At 71.6% G+C, this 22,145-nt stretch carries 23 protein-coding genes; 11 read left to right on the top strand and 12 right to left on the bottom strand.

Annotation, left to right across the window (positions count from 1 at the left end; all coding sequences use genetic code 11):
* Positions 1-2: 2 nt before the first annotated feature.
* From ppk2 to ACIQM0_RS13280, 3 genes are all read right to left on the bottom strand, one after another.
* The gene (ppk2, locus tag ACIQM0_RS13290; RefSeq protein WP_401286044.1) at positions 3-971 is read right to left on the bottom strand and encodes a polyphosphate kinase 2; all 969 of its coding nucleotides are present in this window, start codon (positions 969-971) and stop codon (positions 3-5) included.
* Positions 937-1,902 carry a DMT family transporter gene (locus ACIQM0_RS13285; protein ID WP_401286043.1) on the bottom strand — a complete coding sequence of 322 codons (966 nt, stop codon included), beginning with the start codon at positions 1,900-1,902 and terminating at the stop codon, positions 937-939. Before ACIQM0_RS13285 ends, ppk2 begins: the two co-directional genes overlap by 35 nt.
* 129 nt (positions 1,903-2,031) lie before the next feature.
* On the bottom strand, positions 2,032-2,706 hold the full coding sequence (locus ACIQM0_RS13280) for a TetR/AcrR family transcriptional regulator (RefSeq protein ID WP_401286042.1): 675 nt from the start codon (positions 2,704-2,706) through the stop codon (positions 2,032-2,034).
* 63 nt (positions 2,707-2,769) lie between these two features.
* On the opposite strand from ACIQM0_RS13280, the gene ACIQM0_RS13275 reads away from it, so the two are divergent.
* From ACIQM0_RS13275 to ACIQM0_RS13265, 3 genes are all read left to right on the top strand, one after another.
* Entirely contained in the window at positions 2,770-3,921 is a 1,152-nt protein-coding gene (locus tag ACIQM0_RS13275; protein ID WP_401286041.1) for an acyl-CoA dehydrogenase family protein, read from the top strand.
* Between the two features lie 97 nt (positions 3,922-4,018).
* Entirely contained in the window at positions 4,019-4,309 is a 291-nt protein-coding gene (locus ACIQM0_RS13270) for a YiaA/YiaB family inner membrane protein (RefSeq protein WP_207316538.1), read from the top strand.
* Positions 4,310-4,392: 83 nt separating this feature from the next.
* Entirely contained in the window at positions 4,393-5,016 is a 624-nt protein-coding gene (locus ACIQM0_RS13265) for a TetR/AcrR family transcriptional regulator (protein ID WP_401286040.1), read from the top strand.
* Between the two features lie 21 nt (positions 5,017-5,037).
* Here ACIQM0_RS13265 and ACIQM0_RS13260 read toward each other — a convergent pair whose 3' ends face one another.
* On the bottom strand, positions 5,038-5,499 hold the full coding sequence (locus ACIQM0_RS13260; RefSeq protein ID WP_362956430.1) for a MaoC family dehydratase: 462 nt from the start codon (positions 5,497-5,499) through the stop codon (positions 5,038-5,040).
* Between the two features lie 143 nt (positions 5,500-5,642).
* On the opposite strand from ACIQM0_RS13260, the gene soxR reads away from it, so the two are divergent.
* Positions 5,643-6,125: a redox-sensitive transcriptional activator SoxR gene (soxR, locus tag ACIQM0_RS13255; protein ID WP_401286039.1), complete on the top strand. Its 483-nt coding sequence runs from the start codon at positions 5,643-5,645 to the stop codon at positions 6,123-6,125.
* A 78-nt stretch (positions 6,126-6,203) separates the two neighbouring features.
* Here the strand turns inward: soxR and ACIQM0_RS13250 are convergent, their stop codons facing one another.
* Complete coding sequence (locus tag ACIQM0_RS13250; protein ID WP_401286038.1) at positions 6,204-6,815, bottom strand: hypothetical protein; 612 nt, start codon at positions 6,813-6,815, stop codon at positions 6,204-6,206.
* A 231-nt stretch (positions 6,816-7,046) separates the two neighbouring features.
* Between ACIQM0_RS13250 and ACIQM0_RS13245 the strand changes: the two genes are divergently transcribed.
* Positions 7,047-9,893, top strand: a complete 2,847-nt coding sequence (locus ACIQM0_RS13245) for a penicillin acylase family protein (protein WP_401286037.1) — start codon at positions 7,047-7,049, stop codon at positions 9,891-9,893.
* 51 nt (positions 9,894-9,944) lie between these two features.
* Here the strand turns inward: ACIQM0_RS13245 and ACIQM0_RS13240 are convergent, their stop codons facing one another.
* Positions 9,945-11,234 (bottom strand): exo-beta-N-acetylmuramidase NamZ domain-containing protein, encoded by a 1,290-nt coding sequence (locus tag ACIQM0_RS13240; RefSeq protein WP_401286036.1) that lies wholly within the window; start codon positions 11,232-11,234, stop codon positions 9,945-9,947.
* Between the two features lie 184 nt (positions 11,235-11,418).
* Between ACIQM0_RS13240 and ACIQM0_RS13235 the strand changes: the two genes are divergently transcribed.
* From ACIQM0_RS13235 to ACIQM0_RS13220, 4 genes are all read left to right on the top strand, one after another.
* Positions 11,419-12,183 carry an SDR family oxidoreductase gene (locus ACIQM0_RS13235; protein WP_401286035.1) on the top strand — a complete coding sequence of 255 codons (765 nt, stop codon included), beginning with the start codon at positions 11,419-11,421 and terminating at the stop codon, positions 12,181-12,183.
* Entirely contained in the window at positions 12,180-13,838 is a 1,659-nt protein-coding gene (locus tag ACIQM0_RS13230) for a class I adenylate-forming enzyme family protein (RefSeq protein WP_401286034.1), read from the top strand. Before ACIQM0_RS13235 ends, ACIQM0_RS13230 begins: the two co-directional genes overlap by 4 nt.
* A gap of 38 nt (positions 13,839-13,876) precedes the next feature.
* The gene (locus ACIQM0_RS13225) at positions 13,877-14,470 is read left to right on the top strand and encodes a TetR/AcrR family transcriptional regulator (protein ID WP_123468809.1); all 594 of its coding nucleotides are present in this window, start codon (positions 13,877-13,879) and stop codon (positions 14,468-14,470) included.
* 446 nt (positions 14,471-14,916) lie between these two features.
* Complete coding sequence (locus tag ACIQM0_RS13220) at positions 14,917-15,081, top strand: hypothetical protein (RefSeq protein ID WP_363025315.1); 165 nt, start codon at positions 14,917-14,919, stop codon at positions 15,079-15,081.
* Between the two features lie 49 nt (positions 15,082-15,130).
* On the opposite strand, the gene ACIQM0_RS13215 is transcribed toward ACIQM0_RS13220, so the two are convergent.
* Entirely contained in the window at positions 15,131-16,345 is a 1,215-nt protein-coding gene (locus ACIQM0_RS13215) for an acyl-CoA dehydrogenase family protein (protein ID WP_401286033.1), read from the bottom strand.
* A gap of 8 nt (positions 16,346-16,353) precedes the next feature.
* Complete coding sequence (locus tag ACIQM0_RS13210) at positions 16,354-17,376, bottom strand: phosphotransferase family protein (protein ID WP_401286032.1); 1,023 nt, start codon at positions 17,374-17,376, stop codon at positions 16,354-16,356.
* Positions 17,377-17,531: 155 nt separating this feature from the next.
* Between ACIQM0_RS13210 and ACIQM0_RS13205 the strand changes: the two genes are divergently transcribed.
* Together ACIQM0_RS13205 and ACIQM0_RS13200 are read left to right on the top strand one after the other, a co-directional pair.
* The gene (locus ACIQM0_RS13205; RefSeq protein WP_401286031.1) at positions 17,532-18,821 is read left to right on the top strand and encodes a glucarate dehydratase family protein; all 1,290 of its coding nucleotides are present in this window, start codon (positions 17,532-17,534) and stop codon (positions 18,819-18,821) included.
* A 78-nt stretch (positions 18,822-18,899) separates the two neighbouring features.
* The gene (locus ACIQM0_RS13200) at positions 18,900-19,835 is read left to right on the top strand and encodes an NADP-dependent oxidoreductase (RefSeq protein WP_401286030.1); all 936 of its coding nucleotides are present in this window, start codon (positions 18,900-18,902) and stop codon (positions 19,833-19,835) included.
* Between the two features lie 58 nt (positions 19,836-19,893).
* Here the strand turns inward: ACIQM0_RS13200 and ACIQM0_RS13195 are convergent, their stop codons facing one another.
* From ACIQM0_RS13195 to ACIQM0_RS13180, 4 genes are read right to left on the bottom strand one after another with little or no spacing between them, the layout of a single operon-like run.
* Entirely contained in the window at positions 19,894-20,205 is a 312-nt protein-coding gene (locus ACIQM0_RS13195; RefSeq protein WP_401286029.1) for a DUF202 domain-containing protein, read from the bottom strand.
* Complete coding sequence (locus ACIQM0_RS13190) at positions 20,202-20,597, bottom strand: YidH family protein (protein ID WP_401286028.1); 396 nt, start codon at positions 20,595-20,597, stop codon at positions 20,202-20,204. Before ACIQM0_RS13190 ends, ACIQM0_RS13195 begins: the two co-directional genes overlap by 4 nt.
* Before the next feature lie 43 nt (positions 20,598-20,640).
* Positions 20,641-21,153, bottom strand: a complete 513-nt coding sequence (locus tag ACIQM0_RS13185; RefSeq protein WP_401286027.1) for an NUDIX hydrolase — start codon at positions 21,151-21,153, stop codon at positions 20,641-20,643.
* Between the two features lie 30 nt (positions 21,154-21,183).
* Positions 21,184-22,077 carry a DMT family transporter gene (locus ACIQM0_RS13180; protein WP_401286026.1) on the bottom strand — a complete coding sequence of 298 codons (894 nt, stop codon included), beginning with the start codon at positions 22,075-22,077 and terminating at the stop codon, positions 21,184-21,186.
* Positions 22,078-22,145 lie beyond the last annotated feature (68 nt).

Raw genomic sequence — 22,145 nt, 5'->3', positions numbered from 1 at the left:
AGTCAGAGGCTGTCGCGCGACCGGCCCGTCGGCAGCGGCCGGGCCGACGTCTCGCCCTTCTCGAACAGCCGGGAGGCCGGGCCCACGATCAGCGGGTCCGGCTCCCGGGCCACCGACGCGTCCTTGTCCGGGTAGTCGAAGCGGTGCAGCACGTGCCGGATCGCCTCCAGCCGGGCCCGCTTCTTGTCGTTGCTCTTCACCACCGTCCAGGGCGCGTCCGCCGTGTCCGTGTGGAAGAGCATCAGCTCCTTCGCCTCCGTGTACGCGTCCCACTTGTCGAGCGAGGCGAGGTCCACCGGGCTCAGCTTCCACTGCCGCACCGGATCGGTCTGCCGGGCCAGGAACCGGCTGCGCTGCTCGTTGCGCGAGACGGAGAACCAGAGCTTCACCAGATGGATGCCGTCGCGCGCGAGCATCCGCTCGAACCCCGGCGCCTGGTGCATGAATTCGAGGTACTCGGGGGTCGTGCAGAACCCCATCACCCGCTCCACACCGGCCCGGTTGTACCAGGACCGGTCGAAGAGCACGATCTCCCCGGCCGCCGGGAGATGGGCCACGTACCGCTGGAAGTACCACTGGGTGCGCTCGCGTTCGGAGGGCTTCTCCAGCGCCACCACCCGCGCGCCGCGCGGATTGAGGTGCTCGGTGAACCGCTTGATCGTGCCGCCCTTGCCCGCGGCGTCGCGCCCCTCGAAGAGGATGACGAGGCGCTCGTCGTGCTCCTTGACCCAGTGCTGGAGCTTGAGCAGTTCGATCTGGAGGGCCCGCTTGGACGTGTCGTACGCCTCGCGGCCCAGCTTCCTGTCGTACGGGTAGTCCTCCCGCCAGGCGTCGCGGGCCGGGCCCTCGGGCGTCACCAGGGGCAGGCCGCCCCCGGCGGACGCCTGCTTCCGCTTCCCCCCGCTCTCCGGCCGCTTCGCCTTCTTCGTTCCGTGGCTACGGCCGCTCCGCCGCTCGGCGCTCCGCGTCATGACGGGGTCCCTCCATCGACCGGGCCGGATTCCTCCGCGTCGGACCAGTCTGCGGACGCGTCCGGGACACCGCCACCCCGGCAAGGCAGAGCAGCCCGCCGCCGATGGTGAGCAGCGCGGGCACCTCGTCCAGCAGCAGCCACGCCATCACCACGACGAGCGCGGGCACCGCGTAGGTGGTGGCGCCCATCCGCCCGGCGGTGGTGCGGGCCAGCGCGTAGGCCCAGGTGGTGAACGCCAGCGCGGTCGGGAAGAGGCCGAGATAGACCATGTTCAGCGTCGCGGACAGCGGCGCGTCGGCTGCGTCCGAGAGCAGCGCACCGGAGAACGGCAGGCACGCCACCGTGCCGACCAGGCAGCCGAACGTGGTGATCTGGAGCGCCGATCCATGCCCCAGCGCGGGCTTCTGGCCGACGACCCCGGCCGCGTACGCCACCGCGGCCAGCAGACAGAGACCCACGCCCAGGACCGAGGAACTGCCCTTCCCCGACATGGAGAGCCCCACGACCACGGCGCCCGAGAAGGACACGGCCATGCCCAGCACCAGCCGGCGTGGCAGTCCCTCGCCGAGCAGCCGGGCGCCGAGCAGTGCGATCAGGAGGGGCCCGATGTTCACGACCATGGCGGCCGTCCCCGCGTCCACCTGCTGCTCACCCCAGTTGAGCACCACCATGTACAGGCCGAACCACAGGAGCCCGGAGGTGATGATCCCCGGCCAGGCGGCCCGGGACGGAAGGCCTTCGCGCCGTACGAGCAGGAGCGCGCCCAGGGCCAGGGAGCCGGTCAGCAGGCGCCCGAGGGCCAGCGCGCCCGGGGAGTAGGCCTCGCCCGCGCTGCGGATGGAGACGAAGGCGGAGGCCCACAGGACCACGGTGGTGCAGGCGGCGGCGGGGGCCCGCCAGTCGGAGCGCGGGGCGGGGGTAGTCGTCATGGGTCCGACGGTAAGGCCGCGAGGCTTCGGCACCTACCGAATAGTGTCCGGCTCGATGCCCAGTGGCGCGGCCAGGGCGGCGAGCCGGGGCGCGGCCGGGTCGGGGTATGCCATGTGTTCCAGGATGCGTCAGGAACGCTTCGGCGCGGGCCGAACGGTCCCGGCCGCCGCGGGCGGCGTGTACTGGAGGGCGAGGCCGTCGATCAGCGCCCGCAGGCCCGTCTCGAACGCCCCCTCGTCGACCTGCTGGCGGCGCTCGGCCAGCAGGTGGGCCTGGCCGAGGTGCGGATAGTCGGCGGGGTCGTACGCGGTCTCGTCGTCCACGAAGCCCCGGGCGAAGGAGCCGAGCGCCGAGCCGGTGATGAAGTAGCGCATCAGCGCGCCGATGTACGTGGCCTGGGCGGGCGGCCAGCCCGCGCGGACCATGGCGCCGAACACCGCGTCCGCGACCCGCAGGCCCGCCGGGCGGCGGCCGGGGCCCTGGGCCAGCACCGGGACGATGTGCGGGTGCTCGGTGAGCGCCGCACGGTAGGAGACCGCCCAGTCGTGCAGGGCGGCCCGCCAGTCACGGCTGTCGGACTCGTCGAACATCGACAGATCGACCTGTGCGGAGACCGCGTCGGCGACGGCGTCCAGGATCTCGTCCTTGTTGCGGAAGTGGTTGTAGAGCGACGGCCCGCTGACCCCGAGCTCGGCCGCCAGCCGGCGGGTCGAGACGGCGTCGAGCCCCTCGGCGTCCACGAGGGCACCCGCTGTCGCGATGATGCGGTCTCTGCTGAGGAGGGGCTTGCGCGGGCGGGCCATGCGGCACATAGTAGGGCCAGGTCATAAAACTAGCAGTGCTAATTAAAACTGGAGGGTCGAACGATGAACCTGGAGCTCAGCGAGGAGCAGGAAGCCGTCCGGCAGCTCGCCAAGGACTTCGTCGCCCGTGACATCGCCCCGCACGTCGTCGAGTGGGACCGGGCCGAGAGCGTCGACAAGTCGATCGTGAAGAAGCTGGGCTCGCTCGGCTTCCTCGGGCTGACGGTCCCCGAGGAGTACGGCGGCTCGGGCGGCGACCACCTCGCGTACTGCCTGGTGACCGAGGAGCTCGGCCGCGGCGACTCCTCGGTCCGCGGCATCGTCTCGGTCTCCCTGGGCCTGGTCGCGAAGACCATCGCCGCCCGGGGCGACGAGGAGCAGAAGCGCCGGTGGCTGCCGCGGCTGACCTCGGGCGACGCGGTGGGCTGCTTCGGCCTCACCGAACCGGGCACCGGCTCGGACGCCGGGAGCCTGACGACCAGGGCCGTGCGGGACGGCGGGGACTACGTCATCAACGGCTCCAAGATGTTCATCACCAACGGCACCTGGGCCGACGTGGTGCTGCTCTTCGCCCGCACCGACGACACCCCCGGCCACAAGGGCATATCCGCCTTCCTGGTCCCCACCGACACCCCCGGCCTCACCCGCCGCACCATCCACGGCAAGCTCGGACTGCGCGGCCAGGCGACCGCCGAGCTGGTGCTGGAGGACGTCCGCGTCCCCGCCACCACGCTTCTGGGCCCCGAGGGCAAGGGCTTCTCCATCGCCATGTCCGCCCTGGCCAAGGGCCGGATGTCGGTCGCGGCCGGTTGCGTCGGCATCGCCCAGGCCGCCTTGGACGCTGCCGTCGGATACGCGGGCGAGCGCGAACAGTTCGGCAAGTCCATCGCGGGCTACCAGCTCGTCCAGGAGCTCATCAGCGACATCGCCGTGGACGTCGACGCCGCCCGGCTGCTCACCTGGCGGGTGGCCGACCTGATCGACCGCGGCGAGGACTTCGCCACCGCCGCCTCCAAGGCCAAGCTCTTCGCCTCGGAGGCCGCCGTCCGCGCCGCCAACAACGCCCTCCAGGTCTTCGGTGGCTACGGCTACATCGACGAGTACCCGGTCGGCAAACTGCTCCGCGACGCCCGCGTGATGACGCTGTACGAGGGCACCAGCCAGATCCAGAAGCTGATCATCGGCCGGGCGCTGACGGGGGTCTCCGCGTTCTGAGACGCCCTGAGGCCGCGCGCTTCGAACGGGCGTCTGAGTACCGGGCTGAGTACCCGGACGGATGCGGTGCGCGCCGGGCCGCCGGATGCTGAGCGGCATGAGTGAGACGACATCGGTCAAGCAGCAGGGCACCGCCGCCTTCTACGGGCAGGCCGTCGCATCCTTCGGGGTGGCGATGGGCGCGGTGGCCCTCGGGATCTACTTCCTCGACGCGGACGCCTGGGTGCGTGGGTTTCTCGCCATCGGCGTCCTCTATCTGGTCACGTCCTGCTTCACCCTGGCCAAGGTCATCAGGGACCGGCAGGAGGCGGGGCAGCTGGTCAGCCGGGTCGACCAGGCCAGGCTGGAGAAGATCCTCGCCGAGCACGACCCCTTCCAGAAGCTCTGACGATCTCAGCCACCGGACCCCTAAGCGCTTGCTCAGGATCGGGGTATGGTGTTCGTCCTGCTGACTGAGAGGGGCGACTGACGATGAGCACGGCGCAGGAGACCGACGGCGAGAACACGCCGTGGGCCGAAGTGACGCCCGAGGCCGCCCGGCGGCTCCTCGTCGCCGCCGTCGACGCCTTCGCCGAGCGCGGGTACCACGCGACCACCACCCGGGACATCGCGGGCCGCGCCGGAATGAGCCCAGCCGCGCTCTACATCCACTACAAGACGAAGGAAGAGCTGCTCCACCGGATCAGCAGGATCGGTCACGACCGCGCCCTGTCCGTCCTGGAGGCGGCGGCCGACAGCGAGGGCACGGCCGCCGAGCGACTCGCCCGCGCCGTGCGGTCCTTCGTCCGGTGGCATGCCGAACGGCACACCACCGCACGCGTGGTGCAGTACGAGCTCGACGCCCTCGGCCCGGAGCACCGCACCGAGATCATCGAACTCCGCCGCCGGAGCGACGCGGTGGTGCGCCGGATCATCGGCGAGGGCGTGGCGGCGGGGGAGTTCGACGTCCCCGACGTGCCGGGCACCACACTCGCCGTGCTCTCGCTCTGCATCGACGTGGCGCGGTGGTTCAACGCCCAGGGCAGCCGGACGCCGGACGAGGTCGGCGAGCTGTACGCCGACCTCGTGCTGCGCATGGTCGGGGCCGAACGCTGACGCGGTCGCCCCCGGGAGCGGTCAGAAGTAGTACCGCGACACCGACTCGGCCACGCAGGCGGGCTTGTCGCCGCCCTCGCGCTCCACGGTGACGACCGCGGTGACCTGCACGCCGCCGCCCGCCTCCTCGACGCTCTTCAGGACGGCCGTCGCCCGCAGCCGCGATCCCACGGGCACCGTGGAGGGGAAGCGGACCTTGTTGGTCCCGTAGTTGATGCCCATCTTCATGCCCTCGACCCGCATGACCTGCGGCACGAGCGCCGGCAGCAGCGAGAGCGTCAGGTAGCCGTGCGCGATCGTGGTGCCGAACGGTCCCGTCGCGGCGCGCTCCGGGTCCACATGGATCCACTGGTGGTCGCCGGTGGCGTCCGCGAAGAGGTCGATCCTCTTCTGCTCGATCTCCAGCCAGTCGCTGTGCCCCAGCTGCTCGCCCACTCCGTCACGCAGCTCCTGCGCGGACGTGAAGATCCTCGGCTCTGCCATGTTCCTGGTCCCTGCCTTCCGCTCCCGGCCATCCGTCCCAGGCCGTGTCCAAGTGCCTGTCTAAGCGCTTGCTCAGCATGGTTCGCGGGTGCGTTCCTGTCAACGACGGACCGGCCGGGAACCGGGCACGTAGGGTTCGAGGAGTGCCCCAGATCCCACAGACACTCCATGAACTCACGGTCGGCCAGCTCTCCGCGCGCAGTGGCGCCGCGGTTTCGGCCCTGCACTTCTACGAGGCCAAGGGCCTGATCGGCAGCCGTCGCACCAGTGGCAACCAGCGCCGCTACACCAGGGACGCGCTGCGCCGGGTCGCCTTCGTCCGTGCGGCGCAGCGGGTCGGTATCCCGCTCGCCACCATCCGGGACGCGCTCGCCGAACTCCCGGAGGAGCGCACCCCCAACCGCGACGACTGGGCGCGGCTCTCCGAGGCGTGGCGCTCCGAGCTGGACGAGCGGATCGAACAGCTGGCGCGGCTGCGCGACCACCTCACCGACTGCATCGGCTGCGGCTGCCTGTCGTTGGATACCTGCGTGCTCTCCAACCCGGACGACATCTCCGGTGAGCGCATCAGCGGCTCGCGCCTGATGCCGGGCAAGGTCACGAAAAGGGCGTCGGGAGGCTGCTGAGGGCGTGGCCCCGGGTATGTGTGTTGCCCGTCCGGCAGCCGCGTGTCGCGTCGGGCGCCGGGCGGGCCGCTCCGTTCCTCAGGCCACCGATGCCAGGTCGTCCATCCGGGTGCGCCGGGCCTTCGCCAGCGCCGCCCGGGTGAGCACGGGCCGCGGCACCACGATCCCGCACCCGGTGCAGACGGGACCGGACCGCGGCTCGCGGTCCAGGTCCTGCCGCCAGGCGATCCGGGCCTGCGCGCACACCGGGCAGCCGGTGCCCGGCTCCGACTCCAGGGCGGAGATCAGCCGCGCCAGGACCTCCGCGAGCGGGGCCGCCGGGTGAACGGCCGGGTCGTCGCACCGCGCGACCCCGTTCCCGCCCCAGGTGCGCCGGTGCCAGTCGTCGAACGCGCCCGGCCGGCGCAGTCCGTCGTGCTTCTCCCGCCGGCGGCGCTCGGCGAACCCCGCCTCGTAGCCCAGCCAGACCGCGCGGGCCGTCTCCAGCTCCTCCAGCGCGCGCATGAGGCGCACCGGATCGGGGGCCCGGTCCTCGGGCCCGATTCCGTGCCGGGCACACAGGTGATCCCAGGTCGCCCGGTGCCCGTAAGGGGCGAAGCGCTCCAGACACTTGCGCAGCGAGTACCGCCGCAGTGCCAGGTCGCTCCGCGGATCGCGGACCTGTCTCGCAAGACTCCGGAAACCGGCCATTGCTCCGCCACCTCCCTCGCTCGTACTCCGTCGCCCGCACATGCGGCGTCACTGAATGGACGTACAACTGCCCGGATCGGCTCCATCCAAAGGTGTGGGCGTCCAGTTGGTGAGATGACCGATCGTCAGGCGACCGCATGTGACGATTCGGAAAAGGTGACCGATGTTCACCTTACCGGCGCTTCATACCGCCGGTAACCTCCGGCGCATCGGCCTCTCCGAGGAGCATGCATGCCCCCACGCACCGGCACTTCCGCCCGCACCGGCAAGTTCCGAGCCGCCACGATCGCGGCCGTTCTCGCACTCGGTGCCTCTCTGCTGGCCACCGCGCCCCACGCGGGCGCCGCCGAGCCTGATCCCGTACCCGTCAACGACTACTGCCAGGGGCAGTGCGACGACATCCTGCCGCCCGGCGAGAACGGCAACGCCACCCTCGTCGACATCCTCGGCAACAAGGCGTTCGGTACCCATCCCGCGCACAGCGACGACCAGCTCGACCGCTACGACGGGCTGGTCGCCGGGCACACCGGCCTCACCGACCAGAAGCTGACCGACTTCTTCAACGACGCCTCGTTCGGCGTCCCGAAGGGCCAGGTCGAGTCCGTCACCTCGCCCCGCGACGACGTCACCATCACCCGCGACAAGGTGTCCGGCGTCCCGCACATCAAGGGCACCACCCGCTACGGCACCGAGTTCGGCGCCGGATTCGCGGCCGGGCAGGACCGCCTCTGGCTGATGGACCTCTTCCGCCACATCGGGCGCGGGCAGCTGACCTCGTTCGCCGGCGGCGCGCTCGCCAACCAGGGCCTGGAGCAGCAGTTCTGGCCGCAGGCCCCCTACACGGAGGCCGATCTCCAGGCCCAGGTCGAGTACATCAGGACCCATGAGGGCCCCCGCGGCGAACAGGCCATGGCGGATGCCCAGGCCTATGTGGACGGCATCAACTCCTACCGTGACAAGTCGAAGAAGGGCCGCTACTTCCCCGGCGAGTACGTCCTCACCGGCAAGATCGACGCCATCACCAACGTCGGTGAGATCCAGCCGTTCGAGCTGACCGACCTGATCTCGATCGCCTCCGTGGTCGGCGGCCAGTTCGGCGGCGGCGGTGGCGGCGAGGTACAGGCGGCGCTCTCGCTGCTCTCCGCCCAGCAGAAGTACGGAGTCGCCGAAGGCACCAAGGTCTGGGAGTCGTTCCGGCAGCGCAACGACCCCGAGGCCGTGCTGACCGTCCACGACGGCACCTCGTTCCCGTACGCGAACAAGCCCGACAAGGCCGTCGGAACGGCGCTCCCCGATCCGGGCTCCGTCACCACCGAGCCGATCATCTACGACCGCACCGGCTCCGCGGGCACCAACGCGAAGGCCCCGGTCAAGGCCCCGGCCCAGCTCAAGAAGGCCCAGGGCATCTACGACGACGGGGTCATCCCGGAGGGCTCGCTCCCCGGCTCCGGCTCCGGCGCCCAGAAGCGCGGCATGTCCAACGCCCTGCTGGTCTCGGGCAAGAGCACCGCGAGCGGGAACCCGATCGCCGTGTTCGGCCCGCAGACCGGCTACTTCGCCCCGCAGCTGATGATGCTCCAGGAGATCCAGGGCCCCGGCATCAGCGCCCGCGGAGTCTCCTTCGCCGGTGTCGGCATGTACATCCAGATGGGCCGCGGCCAGGACTACGCCTGGAGCGCCACCTCGGCCGGACAGGACATCACCGACACCTACACCGTCGAACTGTGCGAGCCCGACGGCTCCGCGCCCACCAAGAACTCCACGCACTACCTCGACCACGGCGACTGCGCCGCCATGGAGAAGCTGGAGCGCACCAACTCCTGGAGCCCGACCGTCGCCGACTCCACGGCGAAGGGCTCCTACCGGATGCAGGTGTGGCGCACCGGCTACGGCGTCGTCACCCACCGCGCCACGGTGGACGGCAAGCCGGTCGCGTACACCTCGCTGCGCACCACCTACCGGCACGAGGCCGACTCGATCATCGGCTTCCAGATGCTCAACGACCCCTCGTACGTCACCGACGCCGCCTCCTTCCAGCAGGCGGCGAGCAACATCGACTACGCGTTCAACTGGTTCTACGCCGACTCGCGCACGGCCGCCTACTACAACAGCGGCATGAACCCGGTGCGCGCCCCGGGCGTCGACCCGTCGCTGCCGATCAAGGCGGAGAAGGCGTACGAGTGGAAGGGGTACGACCGGGCGGCCAACACCGCCGAGTACACCCCGTTCGCCGAGCACCCGCACTCCAGCGGCCAGGACTACTACGTGTCCTGGAACAACAAGCAGGCCGAGGGGTACGCCTCCGCGGGCTTCGGGCTCAGCGCGGTGCACCGGGCCGATCTGCTCGACGAGCGGGTGTCGAAGCTGGTGGAGGAGGGCGGCGTGACCCGCGCCTCCCTCACCCGGGCGATGGCCGACGCCGCACTCACCGATCTGCGCGGTGAGCAGCTGCTGCCCGAACTGCTGAAGGTGATCCGCTCCCAGCCGGTCACCGATCCGGAGCTGAACGCGGTGGTCCAGCAGCTGGACTCCTGGCGGGCGGCGGGCGCCCAGCGCAAGGAGAGCAGCCCGGGTTCGCACGCGTACACCTACGCCGACGCGGTACGGATCATGGACGCGTGGTGGCCGAAGCTGATCGACGCGGAGTTCAAGCCGGGGCTCGGCGACAACCTGTACGGCGCGCTGACCGCCAACCTCGCCACCGACGAGTCCCCGGCGGCCAGCCACGGGCCGAGCGGCGCGCACAGCGGTTCGGCCTTCCAGTACGGCTGGTGGGGCTTCGCCGACAAGGACCTGCGCCAGGTGCTGGGGCAGCCGGTCAAGGGACCGCTGGCCAGGACGTACTGCGGCAACGGCGATCTGAGCAGCTGCCGCGCGGCGCTGCTGTCCTCGCTGAAGCAGGCGGCGGCGGCACCGGCGGCCGAGGTCTACCCGGCCGACGGCACCTGCAAGGCCGGCGAGCAGTGGTGCACCGACTCGATCATCCACCGGGCACTGGGCGGGATCGCGCAGAAGGCGATCCACTGGCAGAACCGCCCCACGTACCAGCAGGTCGTGGAGTTCCCGGCGCACCGCTAGGAGCGTCCCCGCCGGGCGGGCCCGCACTCCACGGGCCCGCCCGGCCACGCCTCACCGGTACTGCAGATACCGCTTGCGCACGGAGCGGAACGCGGCGAGGTCCTTCGCCCACGCCCCCACGACCTCGTCCGTGTCCGCACCCGCGTCGATCATCGTGCGGACCCGGGTGTTGCCGGTGAGCTTGTCGATCCAGTTGTCCGGCCGCCAGGCGAACCCGCTCCAGGTCTGCTTCGCCGTGATCAGGAGCGCGATCCCGGTGCGCACCGGGTCGAAGACCTCCCGGTCCTGGACGTGCACCTGCACCCCGCCCACCGTCCTGCCCTCGAACTTCGAGAACGACGGCGCGAAGTACGCCTCACGGAAGGCCACTCCGGGCAGGTCGAGCGCGTTCGCGGCGGCCGCCCAGGTGTGGTCGATCCCCTCCGCGCCGATCAGCTCGAACGGCCGTGTGGTGCCGCGTCCCTCGGAGAGGTTCGTGCCCTCGAAGAGGCAGGTGCCCGAGTAGACCAGCGCGGTGTCGGGCGTCGGCATGTTGGGGCTCGGCGGCACCCACGGCAGCCCGCTCGCGTCGAAGAAGTCCGAGCGCGACCACCCCGACATCTTCACGATCTCCAGCTCGGCCGGACGGTCCGCCAGGAACTCCCCGTTGAACAGCAGAGCGAGTTCGGTGACCGTCATGCCGTGCGCCTGGGCGATCTCCCGGCGGCCCACGAAGGTGCCGAAGGCCGGATCGAGGACAGGCCCGAGAGCCGCCCGCCCGGACACCGGGTTCGGCCGGTCCAGGACGACGAACTTCTTGCCCGCGAGGGCCGCCGCCTCCATGCAGTCGTAGAGCGTCCAGATGTACGTGTAGAAGCGGGCGCCCGCGTCCTGGATGTCGAACACGACCGTGTCGACGCCGGACGCCGTGAACACGTCGGCCAGCGGCTGCCCGCTCTTGAGGTACGTGTCGTAGACCGGCAGGCCGGTCGCCGGGTCGTCGTACCGGCCCTCGGAGCCGCCCGCCTGCGCGGTGCCGCGGAAGCCGTGCTCCGGGCCGAAGACGGCGGTCAGGTTCACCCGCCGGTCCGCGTGCATCACATCGACGATGTGCCGGACGTCGGAGGTGACCCCGGTCGGGTTGGTGACGATGCCGACCCGGCGGCCCTTGAGCAGCGCGTAGCCGTCCGCCGAGAGCCGGTCGAAGCCGGTGAGCAGCTCGCGGTGCCCGCCGCCGCCCCCGTGCCCGTGTCCTTTTCCGTGCGGCGCACCGGCGGCCGCGGGTCCGGCCGACACGGCCGTTGCCGCGAGGGCTCCGACGGCACCGCCGGCGGCCAGCAAACCACGTCTGGTCAGGCTCATTGGGCTACCTCCATGATCGCGACATCTGTCATGGTCACGCACGCTAGCGCGCGCACGGGCCGCAGGGAACGAGCGCGACGGGACGGATGTGACAGGAGTGACGCATGAGTCGCGCCAGCCCCTTCCGCGACGACATACCGACTGGTTAGTCTGCTGGTGCAGTCGGCTGAGAGAGGCGGGACCGATGAGTACGGTGCAGGGCGCGGGTGTAGTGGTCACGGGAGCCGGGGGCGGCATCGGCGCCGCGCTGGCCCGCAGATTCGCCGCCGAGGGCGCACGGGTCGTGGTCAACGACCTCGACGAGTCCAGGATCAAGGCCCTCGCCGAGGAGATCGGCGCCGTCGCCGTGGCCGGTGACGCCTCACGGATCGTCGACGCCGCCCGGGACGCCCTGGACGGCACGGTCGACGTCTACTGCGCCAACGCGGGCCTGGCCTCGCCCGGTGACGTCTTCGCCGACGAGGAGGTCTGGGCCGCCGCCTGGGACGTCAATGTGATGGCCCACGTCCGCGCGGCCAGGGCGCTGCTCCCGGACTGGCTGGAGCGCGGCAGCGGCAGGTTCGTCTCCACCGCCTCGGCCGCCGGACTGCTCACGATGATCGGCGCGGCGCCGTACAGCGTCACCAAGCACGGCGTGGTCGCCTTCGCCGAATGGCTCGCCCTCACCTACGGCCACCGCGGCGTCAAGGTCCACGCGATCTGCCCGCAGGGCGTCCGTACGGACATGCTGACCGCCGCCGGATCGGCCGGGGAGCTCGTGCTCGCCCCCAGCGCCATCGAGCCGGAGGAGGTCGCCGACGCGCTCTTCGCGGCCATGGCGCAGGACCGCTTCCTCGTCCTGCCGCACCCGGAGGTCGCCGGGTACTACCGGGCCCGTGCCAAGGACACCGACCAGTGGCTCGGCAGCATGAACCACCTTCAGCGCAAGTGGGAGGCGACCGGCGCATGACCGAGTCGATCTACGCGGCGAAGCCCTGGCTCCCGCTGCTCAGCGAGGCCCAGCGGGCCCCCGTCCACCCCGCCGAGACCCTGGTGCACGCCTTCCGGGACTCCGTCGCCCGCACCCCCGGACACCCCGCGCTCGCCTACTTCGACGGCCGCCTCACCTACCGCGAGACCGACGAGCTCTCCGACTCCGTGGCCGGCCACCTCGCCGCCCGGGGGCTGGAGCGCGGCGACCGGGTCGCGATCATGCTGCAGAACTCGCCGCAGTTCGTCCTCGCGCTGCTGGGCGCCTGGAAGGCCGGGGCGACCGTCGTCCCCCTCAACCCGATGTACAAGTCCGGCGAGGTCGGCCATGTGCTGAAGGACGCCGAGGTCACCGCGCTGATCTGCTCGGACCGGGCCTGGGAGGCCTACCTGCGGGACACCGCGGCAGCCGCCCCGGCCGTCCGGATCGCCGTCACGGCCTGCGAGCTGGACTTCCAGACGGAGAACGACGAGCGGGTGCTCAACTTCGACCGGCTGCCCGACGCCGCCGACGCCGACGATCTGGTCACCGTCGCCCGGCAGGGCCTCGCCGCCCCCGCGGGCCGCGAGCCCACCGCCGCCGACGTGGCGCTGATCAGCTACACCTCCGGGACCAGCGGCACCCCCAAGGGCGCCATGAACTCCCACGGCAACATCATGGTCAACGCCGAGCGCCAGCGCACCGGCCACCCCGTCGCGGAGGGCTCCTCCTACTTCGCCCTCGCCCCGCTCTTCCACATCACCGGCATGGTGTGCCAGCTGGCCCCCTGCCTCACCAACGCCGGCACCCTCGTCCTCGCGTACCGCTTCCACCCCGGCGTGGTCCTCGACGCCTTCGCCGAGCACCGCCCCGCCTACACCGTCGGCCCCTCGACCGCCTTCATGGCGCTCGCCGCCACCCCCGGCGTCACGCCCGAGCACTTCGCCTCCTTCCAGGTGATCTCCTCCGGCGGCGCGCCGCTGCCGCCCGCACTCGTCGAGAAGTTCCGGACCGGCTTCGGCCCGTACATCCGCAACGGCTACGGCCTCACCGAGTGCACCGCGCCCTGCGCCTCCGTACCGCCCGAGCGCGAGGCCCCGGTGGACCCGGTCTCCGGCACCCTCTCGGTCGGCGTGCCCGGTCCGGACACGGTCGTGCGGATCATCGACGAGAACGGCGCGGACGTGCCCTTCGGCGAACAGGGCGAGATAGCGGTGCGCGGCCCGCAGGTGGTCTCCGGCTACTGGCGGCTGCCCGAGGCCACCGCCGCCGCCTTCCCGGACGGCGAACTGCGCACCGGCGACATCGGCTTCATGGACCGCGAGGGCTGGCTCTACGTCGTCGACCGCAAGAAGGACATGATCAACGCCTCCGGCTTCAAGGTCTGGCCGCGCGAGGTCGAGGACGTCCTCTACACCCATCCCGCCGTCCGCGAGGCCGCCGTCGTGGGTGTCCCCGACGCCTACCGGGGCGAAACGGTCCGCGCCTACGTCAGCCTGCGGCCCGGCTCCGCGGTGGAACCGGACGAATTGGGTGCGTACTGCAAGGAACGGCTCGCCGCGTACAAGTACCCGCGCGAAGTCGAGATCCTGACCGAACTTCCCAAGACGGCTAGTGGGAAGATCCTGAGGCGGGAACTGCGTTCACCCCGCTAGAACCGGTTCACGCACCGCACGGAAGGAAGGTGGCGGCTATGGCCAAGGCGACGGACGGGAGCGGTACCCCCGTTCCCCAGCGGCTGCTCGCCGCCGCCACCCGGCTCTTCGCCGAGCAGGGCTACGACCGCACCTCGGTCCAGGAGATCGTCGAGGCGGCCGGTGTCACCAAGGGCGCGCTCTACCACTACTTCGGCTCCAAGGAGGATCTCCTCCAGGAGGTCTACGCCCGGGTCCTGCGGCTCCAGCAGGAGCGCCTCGACGCCTTCGCGGACGCCGACGCGCCCGTCGAGCAGCGGCTGCGTGACGCCGCGGCCGACGTGGTCGTCACCACCATCGAGAACCTCGACGACGCCTCGATCTTCTTCCGCTCGATGCACCATCTGAGCCCCGAGAAGAACAAGCAGGTACGGATGGAGCGGCGCCGCTACCACGAGCGCTTCCGGGCCCTGGTGGAAGAGGGGCAGCGCAGCGGGGTGTTCTCCACGGCCACCCCGGCGGACCTGATCGTCGACTACCACTTCGGCTCGGTCCACCACCTGTCCACCTGGTACCGGCCGGACGGCCCGCTCACCCAGCAGGAGGTCGCCGACCACCTCGCCGACCTGCTGCTGCGCGCCCTGCGCCCTTAGGGCCTGTATGGGGTTGTCCCGCGGCGTCACGGGGCTGGGCACGCACGCTCGCGGCGTTGCCGGAGCGCCCTGGCAGCTCCGCTACAAGGGCGCTCCGGCGCCTTGCGACCGCACGCACCCAGCCCCGCTCCTCCTTCCGCGTGACAACCCCATACAGGCCCTGGAAAGCCGGCGGACGGACGAACGCAGGGCGGGCCTCCCCGGCGGCGGTGCCGTCGTCGAGCGGCGACCCCGGAGGCCGGCGAGTCCGGACCCGCTGCCGCGGCGGAAGAACGACACCGAGATCCAGCGGCTCAGCGGCGACGCGACGCCACGCGTTCAGCCGTGAGGAGGTCGCCGCGACGCTGGAACGCGGAGCTGACGTATCTCCGTCCGTCCACCGTATCGATCGCGGCCGGCCGATCCATCTGTTGGACCGGCCATGAGGTCGGGGTGAAGCTGGATACATGGCGCACATCCAGGCTTCGTCCCGTGTCCCCGCCCTGTGGACCGTGGCCTACGGGCCGCACCGGCCCCGCGGCGTCCGTCTCCTCGCGCGCTGCCTGCTGCGGGTGCGGGCCTTCGCCCGCGAACTGGCGCTCGCCGACCACGTACCGTACGGCGGCTACTGACGGACGCCGGACGGGCCCGTACCGGAGTGCGGGCCCGCCCGTACGGTCCTTACAGGTACTTCTTGATCTCGCGCCGCGCCAGCGACCGCTGGTGCACCTCGTCCGGGCCGTCCGCCAGGCGCAGCGTCCGCGCCGCCGCCCACAGTTCGGCCAGCGGGAAGTCCTGGCTGACGCCGCCCGCACCGTGCAGCTGGACCGCCTGGTCGAGGATGGCGACCACCGCACGCGGGGTGGCGATCTTGATGGACTGGATCTCGGTGTGCGCACCGCGGTTGCCCACCGTGTCCATCAGCCAGGCCGTCTTCAGCACCAGCAGCCGCAGCTGCTCCACCGTGACCCGGGCGTCCGCGATCCAGTTCTGCACCACGCCCTGCTGGGCGAGCGGCTTGCCGAAGGCGTCGCGGGACACCGCGCGCCGGCACATCAGCTCGATGGCGCGCTCGGCCATGCCGATCAGCCGCATGCAGTGGTGGATGCGGCCCGGTCCCAGCCGCGCCTGGGCGATGGCGAAACCGCCGCCCTCCTCGCCGACCAGGTTCGTCGCGGGCACCCGCACGTCGTCGAAGACCACCTCGGCATGGCCGCCGTGGGAGTGGTCCTCGTAGCCGTACACCTTCATGGCGCGCTTCACGGTCAGACCCGGGGTGTCGCGCGGGACGAGGATCTGCGACTGCTGCCGGCGGATGTCCTCGCCGTCCGGGTCGGTCTTGCCCATCACGATGAAGATCCTGCAGTCCGGGTTCATCGCCCCGGAGATGTACCACTTGCGGCCATTGATGACGTAGTCCTCGCCGTCCCGGGCGATCCGCGTCTCGATGTTGGTCGCGTCCGATGACGCCACCTCCGGCTCCGTCATCGCGAACGCGGACCGGATCTCACCGGCGAGCAGTGGCTCCAGCCACCGCTTCTTCTGCTCGTCGGTGCCGAACTGGGCGAGCACCTCCATGTTCCCGGTGTCCGGCGCCGCGCAGTTCAGCGCGGTCGGCGCCAACTGCGGTGAGCGGCCCAGGATCTCGGCCAGCGGGGCGTACTGGAGATTGGTCAGCCCGGCGCCGTACTCGGCGTCCGGCAGGAAGAGGTTCCACAGCCCCTGCCTGCGCGCCTCGGCCTTCAGGTCCTCCACGATCCGCGGGGTGTCCCACGGCGACGCGAGCAGCTCCCGCTGCTCCTCCGCGGTCCGTTCGGCCGGGTGGACGTGCTCGTCCATGAAGGTGAGCAGCCTGGCGCGCAGCTCTTCGGTACGGGCGTCGAATGCGAAGTCCATGGGGTTGATCAGCCTTCCTGGAGGGTGGTGAGGCCGTGCGCGATGAAGACGGGGACGAGATCGCCGATGCGGTCGAAGCCGCCGCCGACGGTCTGGCCCAGCGTGTAGCGGTAGTGGATGCCCTCCAGGATCACGGCGAGCTTGAACCAGGCGAACGCCGTGTACCAGGAGATGGCGGAGGTGTCCCGGCCGGAGCGTGCGGCATAGCGCTCGATCAGTTCGGCGGGGGAGGGGTGGCCGGCCGCGCCGCTGGTGGTGGAGACCGGTGAGGCGGGCAGGCCGAGGTCGGAGCTGTACATCACCAGCAGGCCGAGGTCGGTCAGCGGGTCGCCGAGCGTCGACATCTCCCAGTCGAGTACGGCCCTGATCCGGTCGTCGGGGCCGATCAGGACGTTGTCCAGGCGGTAGTCGCCGTGCACCACCGTCGGGGCCGGGGAGACGGGCAGTTCGCGGCCGAGCGCCGCGTGCAGCTCGTCGATGCCGGGCAGTTCGCGGTTGCGGGAGGCGTCCAGCTGCTTGCCCCAGCGGCGCAGCTGCCGGTCGAGGAAGCCCTCGGGGCGTCCGAAGTCGCCCAGCCCGACGGCCGCCGGGTCCACGGCGTGCAGCTCGACGAGGGTGTCCACCAGACCGAGCACGGCCTCGCGGGTGCGCTCCGCGCCGAGCGGGGCGAGCTCCTCGGCCGTGCGGTACGGGGTGCCCTCGACGTACTCCATGACGTAGAACGGCGAGCCGATGACGGAGTCGTCCTCGCAGAGCAGCAGCGGTTCGGGGACCGGGACGGCCGTCGGGTGCAGTGCGCTGATCACCCGGTGCTCGCGCTTCATGTCGTGCGCGGTGGCCAGCACATGACCCAGCGGCGGCCGGCGGACCACCCAGCGGCCGGTGCCGTCCGTGACGACATAGGTCAGGTTCGACCGGCCGCCCTCGATGAGCCGGGCGTCGAGCGGTCCGTTCACCAGCCCCGGCCGTTCGCGGTCGAGATGTCCGCGCAACCGGTCGAGGTCGAGACCTGGCGGGTGGACTGGGCTCATCGTGCGCACCTCCGGGGTGAATGAACGGTCGGTGTTCATGATGCCGACCAGTCGGTATGTCGTCCAGTGAACTCCCGGAACCGGATGGGGCCGGTCCAGCCCGAACGGCTGCCGGACCTCTGGTGTTCAGTCGTATCTCTGAATAGAGTTCACGTATGGATACAGCATTGTTGATCGACGCAGTCCGGCTGACCCCGATCCTCATTGCCGACCCGCCGCTCCTCAACACCCAGGGCGTCCACCAGCCGTACACCCCGCGCCTCGTCGTGGAGGTCGTCACACGCGGCGGAGTGACCGGTATCGGGGAGACGTACGGCGACGGCAAGTACCTCGAACTGGCGGAGCCGCTCGCCACCGCCCTGGTCGGGCGCCCGGTCAGCGATCTGAACGGCCTCTTCGCCCTCGCCGACGAGGTGTGCGCGGACTCACGCGCCGCCGACGAGCGGGTCGACGCGGGCGGGCTGCGCGGCGTCCAGACCGCGGACAAGCTGCGGCTCTCGGTGGTGTCCGGCTTCGAGGTGGCCTGCCTGGACGCGCTGGGCAAGTCCCTCGGGCTGCCCGTGCACGCACTGCTCGGCGGCAAGGTCCGCGACACCGTCGAGTACAGCGCCTACCTCTTCTACCGCTGGGCGGAGCACCCCGAGGGCGGCGAGCGGGACGACTGGGGAGCCGCGGTCGACCCGGCCGGGGTCGTCGCCCAGGCGCGGCGCTTCGCCCGCGACTACGGCTTCTCCTCCTTCAAGCTGAAGGGCGGCGTCTTCCCGCCCGACGAGGAGATCGCCGCGGTCCGCGCGCTGGCCGAGGCGTTCCCGGGCCGGCCGCTGCGCCTCGACCCCAACGGCGCCTGGTCCGTCGGGACCTCGCTGTACGTCGCCGAGCAGCTCAGGGGCGTACTCGAATACCTGGAGGACCCGGCGAGCGGCACGGAGCTGATGGCCGCCGTCGCGGCAGGCACCGACGTACCGCTGGCCACCAACATGTGCGTCACCACGCTCGCCGAGGTCCCCGAGGCCTTCGCCAGGGACGCCGTCCAGGTCATCCTCTCCGACCACCACTACTGGGGCGGACTGCACCGCACCCGTGAACTGGCCGGGATCTGCCGCACCTTCGGCGTCGGGCTCTCCATGCACTCCAACACCCACCTCGGGATCAGCCTCGCCGCGATGACGCAGGTCGCGGCCACCGTCCCCAACCTCGACTACGCCTGCGACAGCCACTACCCCTGGCAGACCGAGGACGTGATCACCACCCGCCATGTCTTCGAGGACGGCCGGCTCACCGTCTCCGACGCGCCGGGGCTCGGGGTCGAGCTCGACCGGGAGCGCCTGGCCGCACTGCACCGCCGCTGGCTCGACGACGACGGCACGATGCGCGAGCGCGACGACGCCGCCGCGATGCGCAAGGCGGAGCCGGGGTGGGCGACGCCCTCGATCCCGCGCTGGTGAGAGCCGCGCGCCGGGCGGGCGGGCGGGGCCGCCGCGGCATGAGTTGCGCCGCTCCCGGCCCGCGCGGATGGTCGAAGGATGAAGGCGATCAGCTACAGCGCGTACGGCGGGGCCGACGTCATGGAGTACGGCGAGCGGCCCGATCCCAAGGTGGGCCCCGACACCGTCCTGGTGAAGGTGCGGGCCGCCGCGGTCAACCCGGTGGACCGGCAGGCGCGGCAGGGGAATCTGGACTCCGTGCTCGACGCGGTCTTCCCCGTGATCCCCGGCTGGGACGTGTCCGGGGTCGTCGTGCAGCCCGGCGCGGCCGTGGACGAGTTCGCCGTCGGCGACGAGGTCATCGGGTACGTGCGGGAGGACTTCCTCAGCCGCGGCACCTTCGCCGAGTACGTCGCCGCCCCGGTGCGCACCCTCGCCCGCAAACCGCTGAGCCTGAGCTTCGAGGAGGCCGCGGGACTGCCGCTGGCCGGCCTCACCGCGTACCAGGTGCTCCACCGGTCCCTGCGGATCCGCAGCGGTGACACGGTCCTCGTCCACGCGGCGGCGGGCGGTGTCGGCTCGCTGGCCGTCCAGCTCGCCCGCCACGCGGGCTGCCGGGTCATCGGGACCGCGAGCGCCCACAACCACGAGCACCTGCGGCAGCTCGGCGCGGAACCGGTGGAGTACGGGGACGGGCTCGCCGACCGGCTGCGGGCCCTGGCCCCGGACGGGATCGACGCCGCCTTCGACACCGTGGGCGGGGAGGCCCTGCGGGTGTCCGCGCAGACGCTCGCACCGGACGGGCGGCTGACCTCGATCACGGACGCCGAGGTCTTCTCGTACGGCGGCAGGTACGCCTTCGTACGGCCCGATGCCAAGGATCTGGCGCACCTGGCGGAACTGGCCGAGCGGGGCATCGTCACGGTCCACGTCGACCGGGTCTTCCCGCTGGCGGAGGCCGCGGAGGCCCACCGGCTCAACGAGCAGGGGCGCACCCGCGGCAAGATCGTCGTCACCGTGGACTGGGACGGCTGACGGGACCGGCCGCCGGGGCTCCACCGGGTGCGCTCCGAGGCCCCGGAAGGGCAGCCCCTCAGAAGAGCATGGCCGCCGCGAACACGGCCAGCGCGATGGTGCACGCCGCCGCCGTCAGGGCCTCGCGCGCCCCGAGCTGCCGGGGACGGGCGGTGCCCATGCCCTGCACCCGGCGGTTCGCCACCCGCAGGAAGCCCAGCCAGGCGAGCACGCTCAGCGACAGCGCGATGATCCCCGCCGGGCCCGCCCCGCCGTGCAGCGCCTGCTTGCCCGCCAGCAGTGCCACCACCGTGCAGGAGAGCGTGGTGCGGCGCCAGGCCAGCCTGGTCCGTTCCGGCTGCAGGCCGGGATCGCGCTCAGCGGCGCTCACCGCCCCTCCCAGCCGAAGAGGACCACCACCACCATCGTGACGGCGACGACGGCGACCGCGAGACCCAGCAGCGTCGGGAACCGGGAGACCGGCAGGTCCTCGCCCCGCCGCATGGCCCGCTCGCAGCGCACCCAGTGGTTGACCGCCCGCAGGGCACACAGCACACCGGCCGCGAGCAGCGCCAGCGCCAGACCGGCCCGGATCCCCCAGGAGAGCCCCGGCAGGAACTGATCGACCGCGAATCCGCCGCCGATCAGCGCGAGAGCCGTCCGGATCCAGGCGAGGAAGGTCCGCTCGTTGGCGAGCGAGAAGCGGTAATCGGGGGTGTCGCCCTCTTCGCGGATCCGCTGCGGCGCGAACCACAGCCGAAGGCTCTGTACGAATTCGTTCACGTCCGGACCTTATCTGCCGCTTCGGTGCGCGCTGCGGGGCGGTTCAGGACGCCTCACGGAACGCCCGCAGCCGCCGGTGGGCCTCAAGACCGTCCGGCACCCACGGCCAGTCGCCGAGCCGCCGCTCCAGCTCCTCGTCGGTGAGGAAGGTGTGCCAGGCGACCTCTTCCGCCTGCGGCTTCACCGGCAGCTCGCACCGCACCTGGTACACGTACGACCACCAGCTGTGCCCGTCGCCGTCGTAGAGGAACTTGAAGAGCGGCTCGGGCCGGGGGAGGCCCGTGACACCCAGCTCCTCCTCGGCCTCCCGCAGGGCCGCCTCGTCGTAGGTCTCGCCCGTGCCGACCACCCCACCGACGAACATGTCGTAGTGGGAGGGGAAGACCAGCTTGGTGGCGGTCCTGCGGTGCACGAAGATCCGGCCGCCGGCGTCCCTGGCCTCGATGAACGCGCAGCGGTGGCGCAGGCCGCGCGCGGTCGCCTCGCCGCGCGTGGCCTGCCCGACCACCTCGTCGTTCTCGTCGACGATGTCCAGGATCTCGTCAGAAGGTGTCATGCGCCTCATCCAACAGCAGGGGCGGGCGCCTCAGCGCGGTTCGAGGGTCTTGGTGCGCCGCCCGCCCACCGGCCCCTCCGGCATCGCTGGATGCAGCCCCAGCAGCACGATCCCGACCACGATCGCCGCGAGCCCGGCCGCCTGCCAGGCCAGCGCGCCGGTGTCGGTGCGCACCTGGTCGCCGAGGAACCCGATGCCGCAGGCGATCCCGGCCAGCGGCTGGGCCGCGGTCAGCGCGGGCAGCGACATCCGCAGCGGACCGGTCTCGAACGCGCTCTGCACCAGGAGCAGGCCCGTCACGCCCAGCACCAGCACCGCGTACGGCTGCCAGTTCATCACCAGTGCCGCCCAGCCGTTGTCCCCGATGAGCTGGCCGCTGACCCTGGTCAGGGCGTCCTGGAGCCCGTAGAGCAGTCCGGCCGCCACCGCGAGGAGCGCCGGGGCCGCCGTCGCCCGCGAGCGCGCGGCGAACATGGTGAGCGCCAGGGCGATGCCCGCCACCACGCCGATGACCAGCCAGTGCCGCAGCGGGCTCGACACCGCCGTGCCGCCCTTGGGCTCGCCCGCCACCAGGAACGCCGCGACCCCGCACGCCAGCAGCCAGAGCCCGGCCCAGCCCTGCCGGCCCAGCCGCTGGCCGGTGCGGTGGCGGGACAGGGTCATCGCGAAGAGCAGATTGGTGGCCAGGAGCGGCTCGACGACGGAGACCTCGCCCTTGCCCAGGGCCAGCGCGCCCAGCACCATGCCGCAGACCATCAGGCCGATACCGGCCAGCCAGCTCCGTACCCGCATCAGGTCCAGCAGCAGCCGGAACGACAGGTAGTCGCTCCTGGGGGCGTGGCTGGCGGCGGCCTGCTGCAGCACGAAGCCGAACCCCAGACAGCAGGCCGCGCCCACGGCGAGTACGAGAACCAGCACCGACACGCTTCTCTACCCCAAGTCAGGCCGGAAGAGAGTGAATTGTTTCGACGATAACGCCTGGACTCCACCGG

It is taken from the genome of Streptomyces sp. NPDC091387, from assembly GCF_044756945.1.
GTDB lineage: Bacteria > Actinomycetota > Actinomycetes > Streptomycetales > Streptomycetaceae > Streptomyces.
The sequence above is the reverse complement of the archived record's forward strand: the minus strand, read 5'-3'. Positions and strand labels throughout refer to the sequence as shown.

Excerpts from the sequence above, each read along its gene's own strand:
- ACIQM0_RS13220 (WP_363025315.1), top strand. The coding sequence starts at position 14,917 with ATGGCGCACATCCAGGCTTCGTCCCGTGTCCCCGCCCTGTGGACCGTG.
- ACIQM0_RS13265 (WP_401286040.1), top strand. The coding sequence starts at position 4,393 with ATGAGCACGGCGCAGGAGACCGACGGCGAGAACACGCCGTGGGCCGAA.
- ACIQM0_RS13275 (WP_401286041.1), top strand. The coding sequence starts at position 2,770 with ATGAACCTGGAGCTCAGCGAGGAGCAGGAAGCCGTCCGGCAGCTCGCC.
- ACIQM0_RS13270 (WP_207316538.1), top strand. The coding sequence starts at position 4,019 with ATGAGTGAGACGACATCGGTCAAGCAGCAGGGCACCGCCGCCTTCTAC.
- ACIQM0_RS13260 (WP_362956430.1), bottom strand. The coding sequence starts at position 5,499 with ATGGCAGAGCCGAGGATCTTCACGTCCGCGCAGGAGCTGCGTGACGGA.
- ACIQM0_RS13280 (WP_401286042.1), bottom strand. The coding sequence starts at position 2,706 with ATGGCCCGCCCGCGCAAGCCCCTCCTCAGCAGAGACCGCATCATCGCG.
- ACIQM0_RS13285 (WP_401286043.1), bottom strand. The coding sequence starts at position 1,902 with ATGACGACTACCCCCGCCCCGCGCTCCGACTGGCGGGCCCCCGCCGCC.
- ACIQM0_RS13235 (WP_401286035.1), top strand. The coding sequence starts at position 11,419 with ATGAGTACGGTGCAGGGCGCGGGTGTAGTGGTCACGGGAGCCGGGGGC.
- ACIQM0_RS13250 (WP_401286038.1), bottom strand. The coding sequence starts at position 6,815 with ATGGCCGGTTTCCGGAGTCTTGCGAGACAGGTCCGCGATCCGCGGAGC.
- ACIQM0_RS13240 (WP_401286036.1), bottom strand. The coding sequence starts at position 11,234 with ATGAGCCTGACCAGACGTGGTTTGCTGGCCGCCGGCGGTGCCGTCGGA.
- ACIQM0_RS13185 (WP_401286027.1), bottom strand. The coding sequence starts at position 21,153 with ATGACACCTTCTGACGAGATCCTGGACATCGTCGACGAGAACGACGAG.
- ppk2 (WP_401286044.1), bottom strand. The coding sequence starts at position 971 with ATGACGCGGAGCGCCGAGCGGCGGAGCGGCCGTAGCCACGGAACGAAG.
- ACIQM0_RS13230 (WP_401286034.1), top strand. The coding sequence starts at position 12,180 with ATGACCGAGTCGATCTACGCGGCGAAGCCCTGGCTCCCGCTGCTCAGC.
- ACIQM0_RS13200 (WP_401286030.1), top strand. The coding sequence starts at position 18,900 with ATGAAGGCGATCAGCTACAGCGCGTACGGCGGGGCCGACGTCATGGAG.
- ACIQM0_RS13225 (WP_123468809.1), top strand. The coding sequence starts at position 13,877 with ATGGCCAAGGCGACGGACGGGAGCGGTACCCCCGTTCCCCAGCGGCTG.
- ACIQM0_RS13210 (WP_401286032.1), bottom strand. The coding sequence starts at position 17,376 with ATGAGCCCAGTCCACCCGCCAGGTCTCGACCTCGACCGGTTGCGCGGA.
- ACIQM0_RS13205 (WP_401286031.1), top strand. The coding sequence starts at position 17,532 with ATGGATACAGCATTGTTGATCGACGCAGTCCGGCTGACCCCGATCCTC.
- ACIQM0_RS13215 (WP_401286033.1), bottom strand. The coding sequence starts at position 16,345 with ATGGACTTCGCATTCGACGCCCGTACCGAAGAGCTGCGCGCCAGGCTG.
- ACIQM0_RS13245 (WP_401286037.1), top strand. The coding sequence starts at position 7,047 with ATGCCCCCACGCACCGGCACTTCCGCCCGCACCGGCAAGTTCCGAGCC.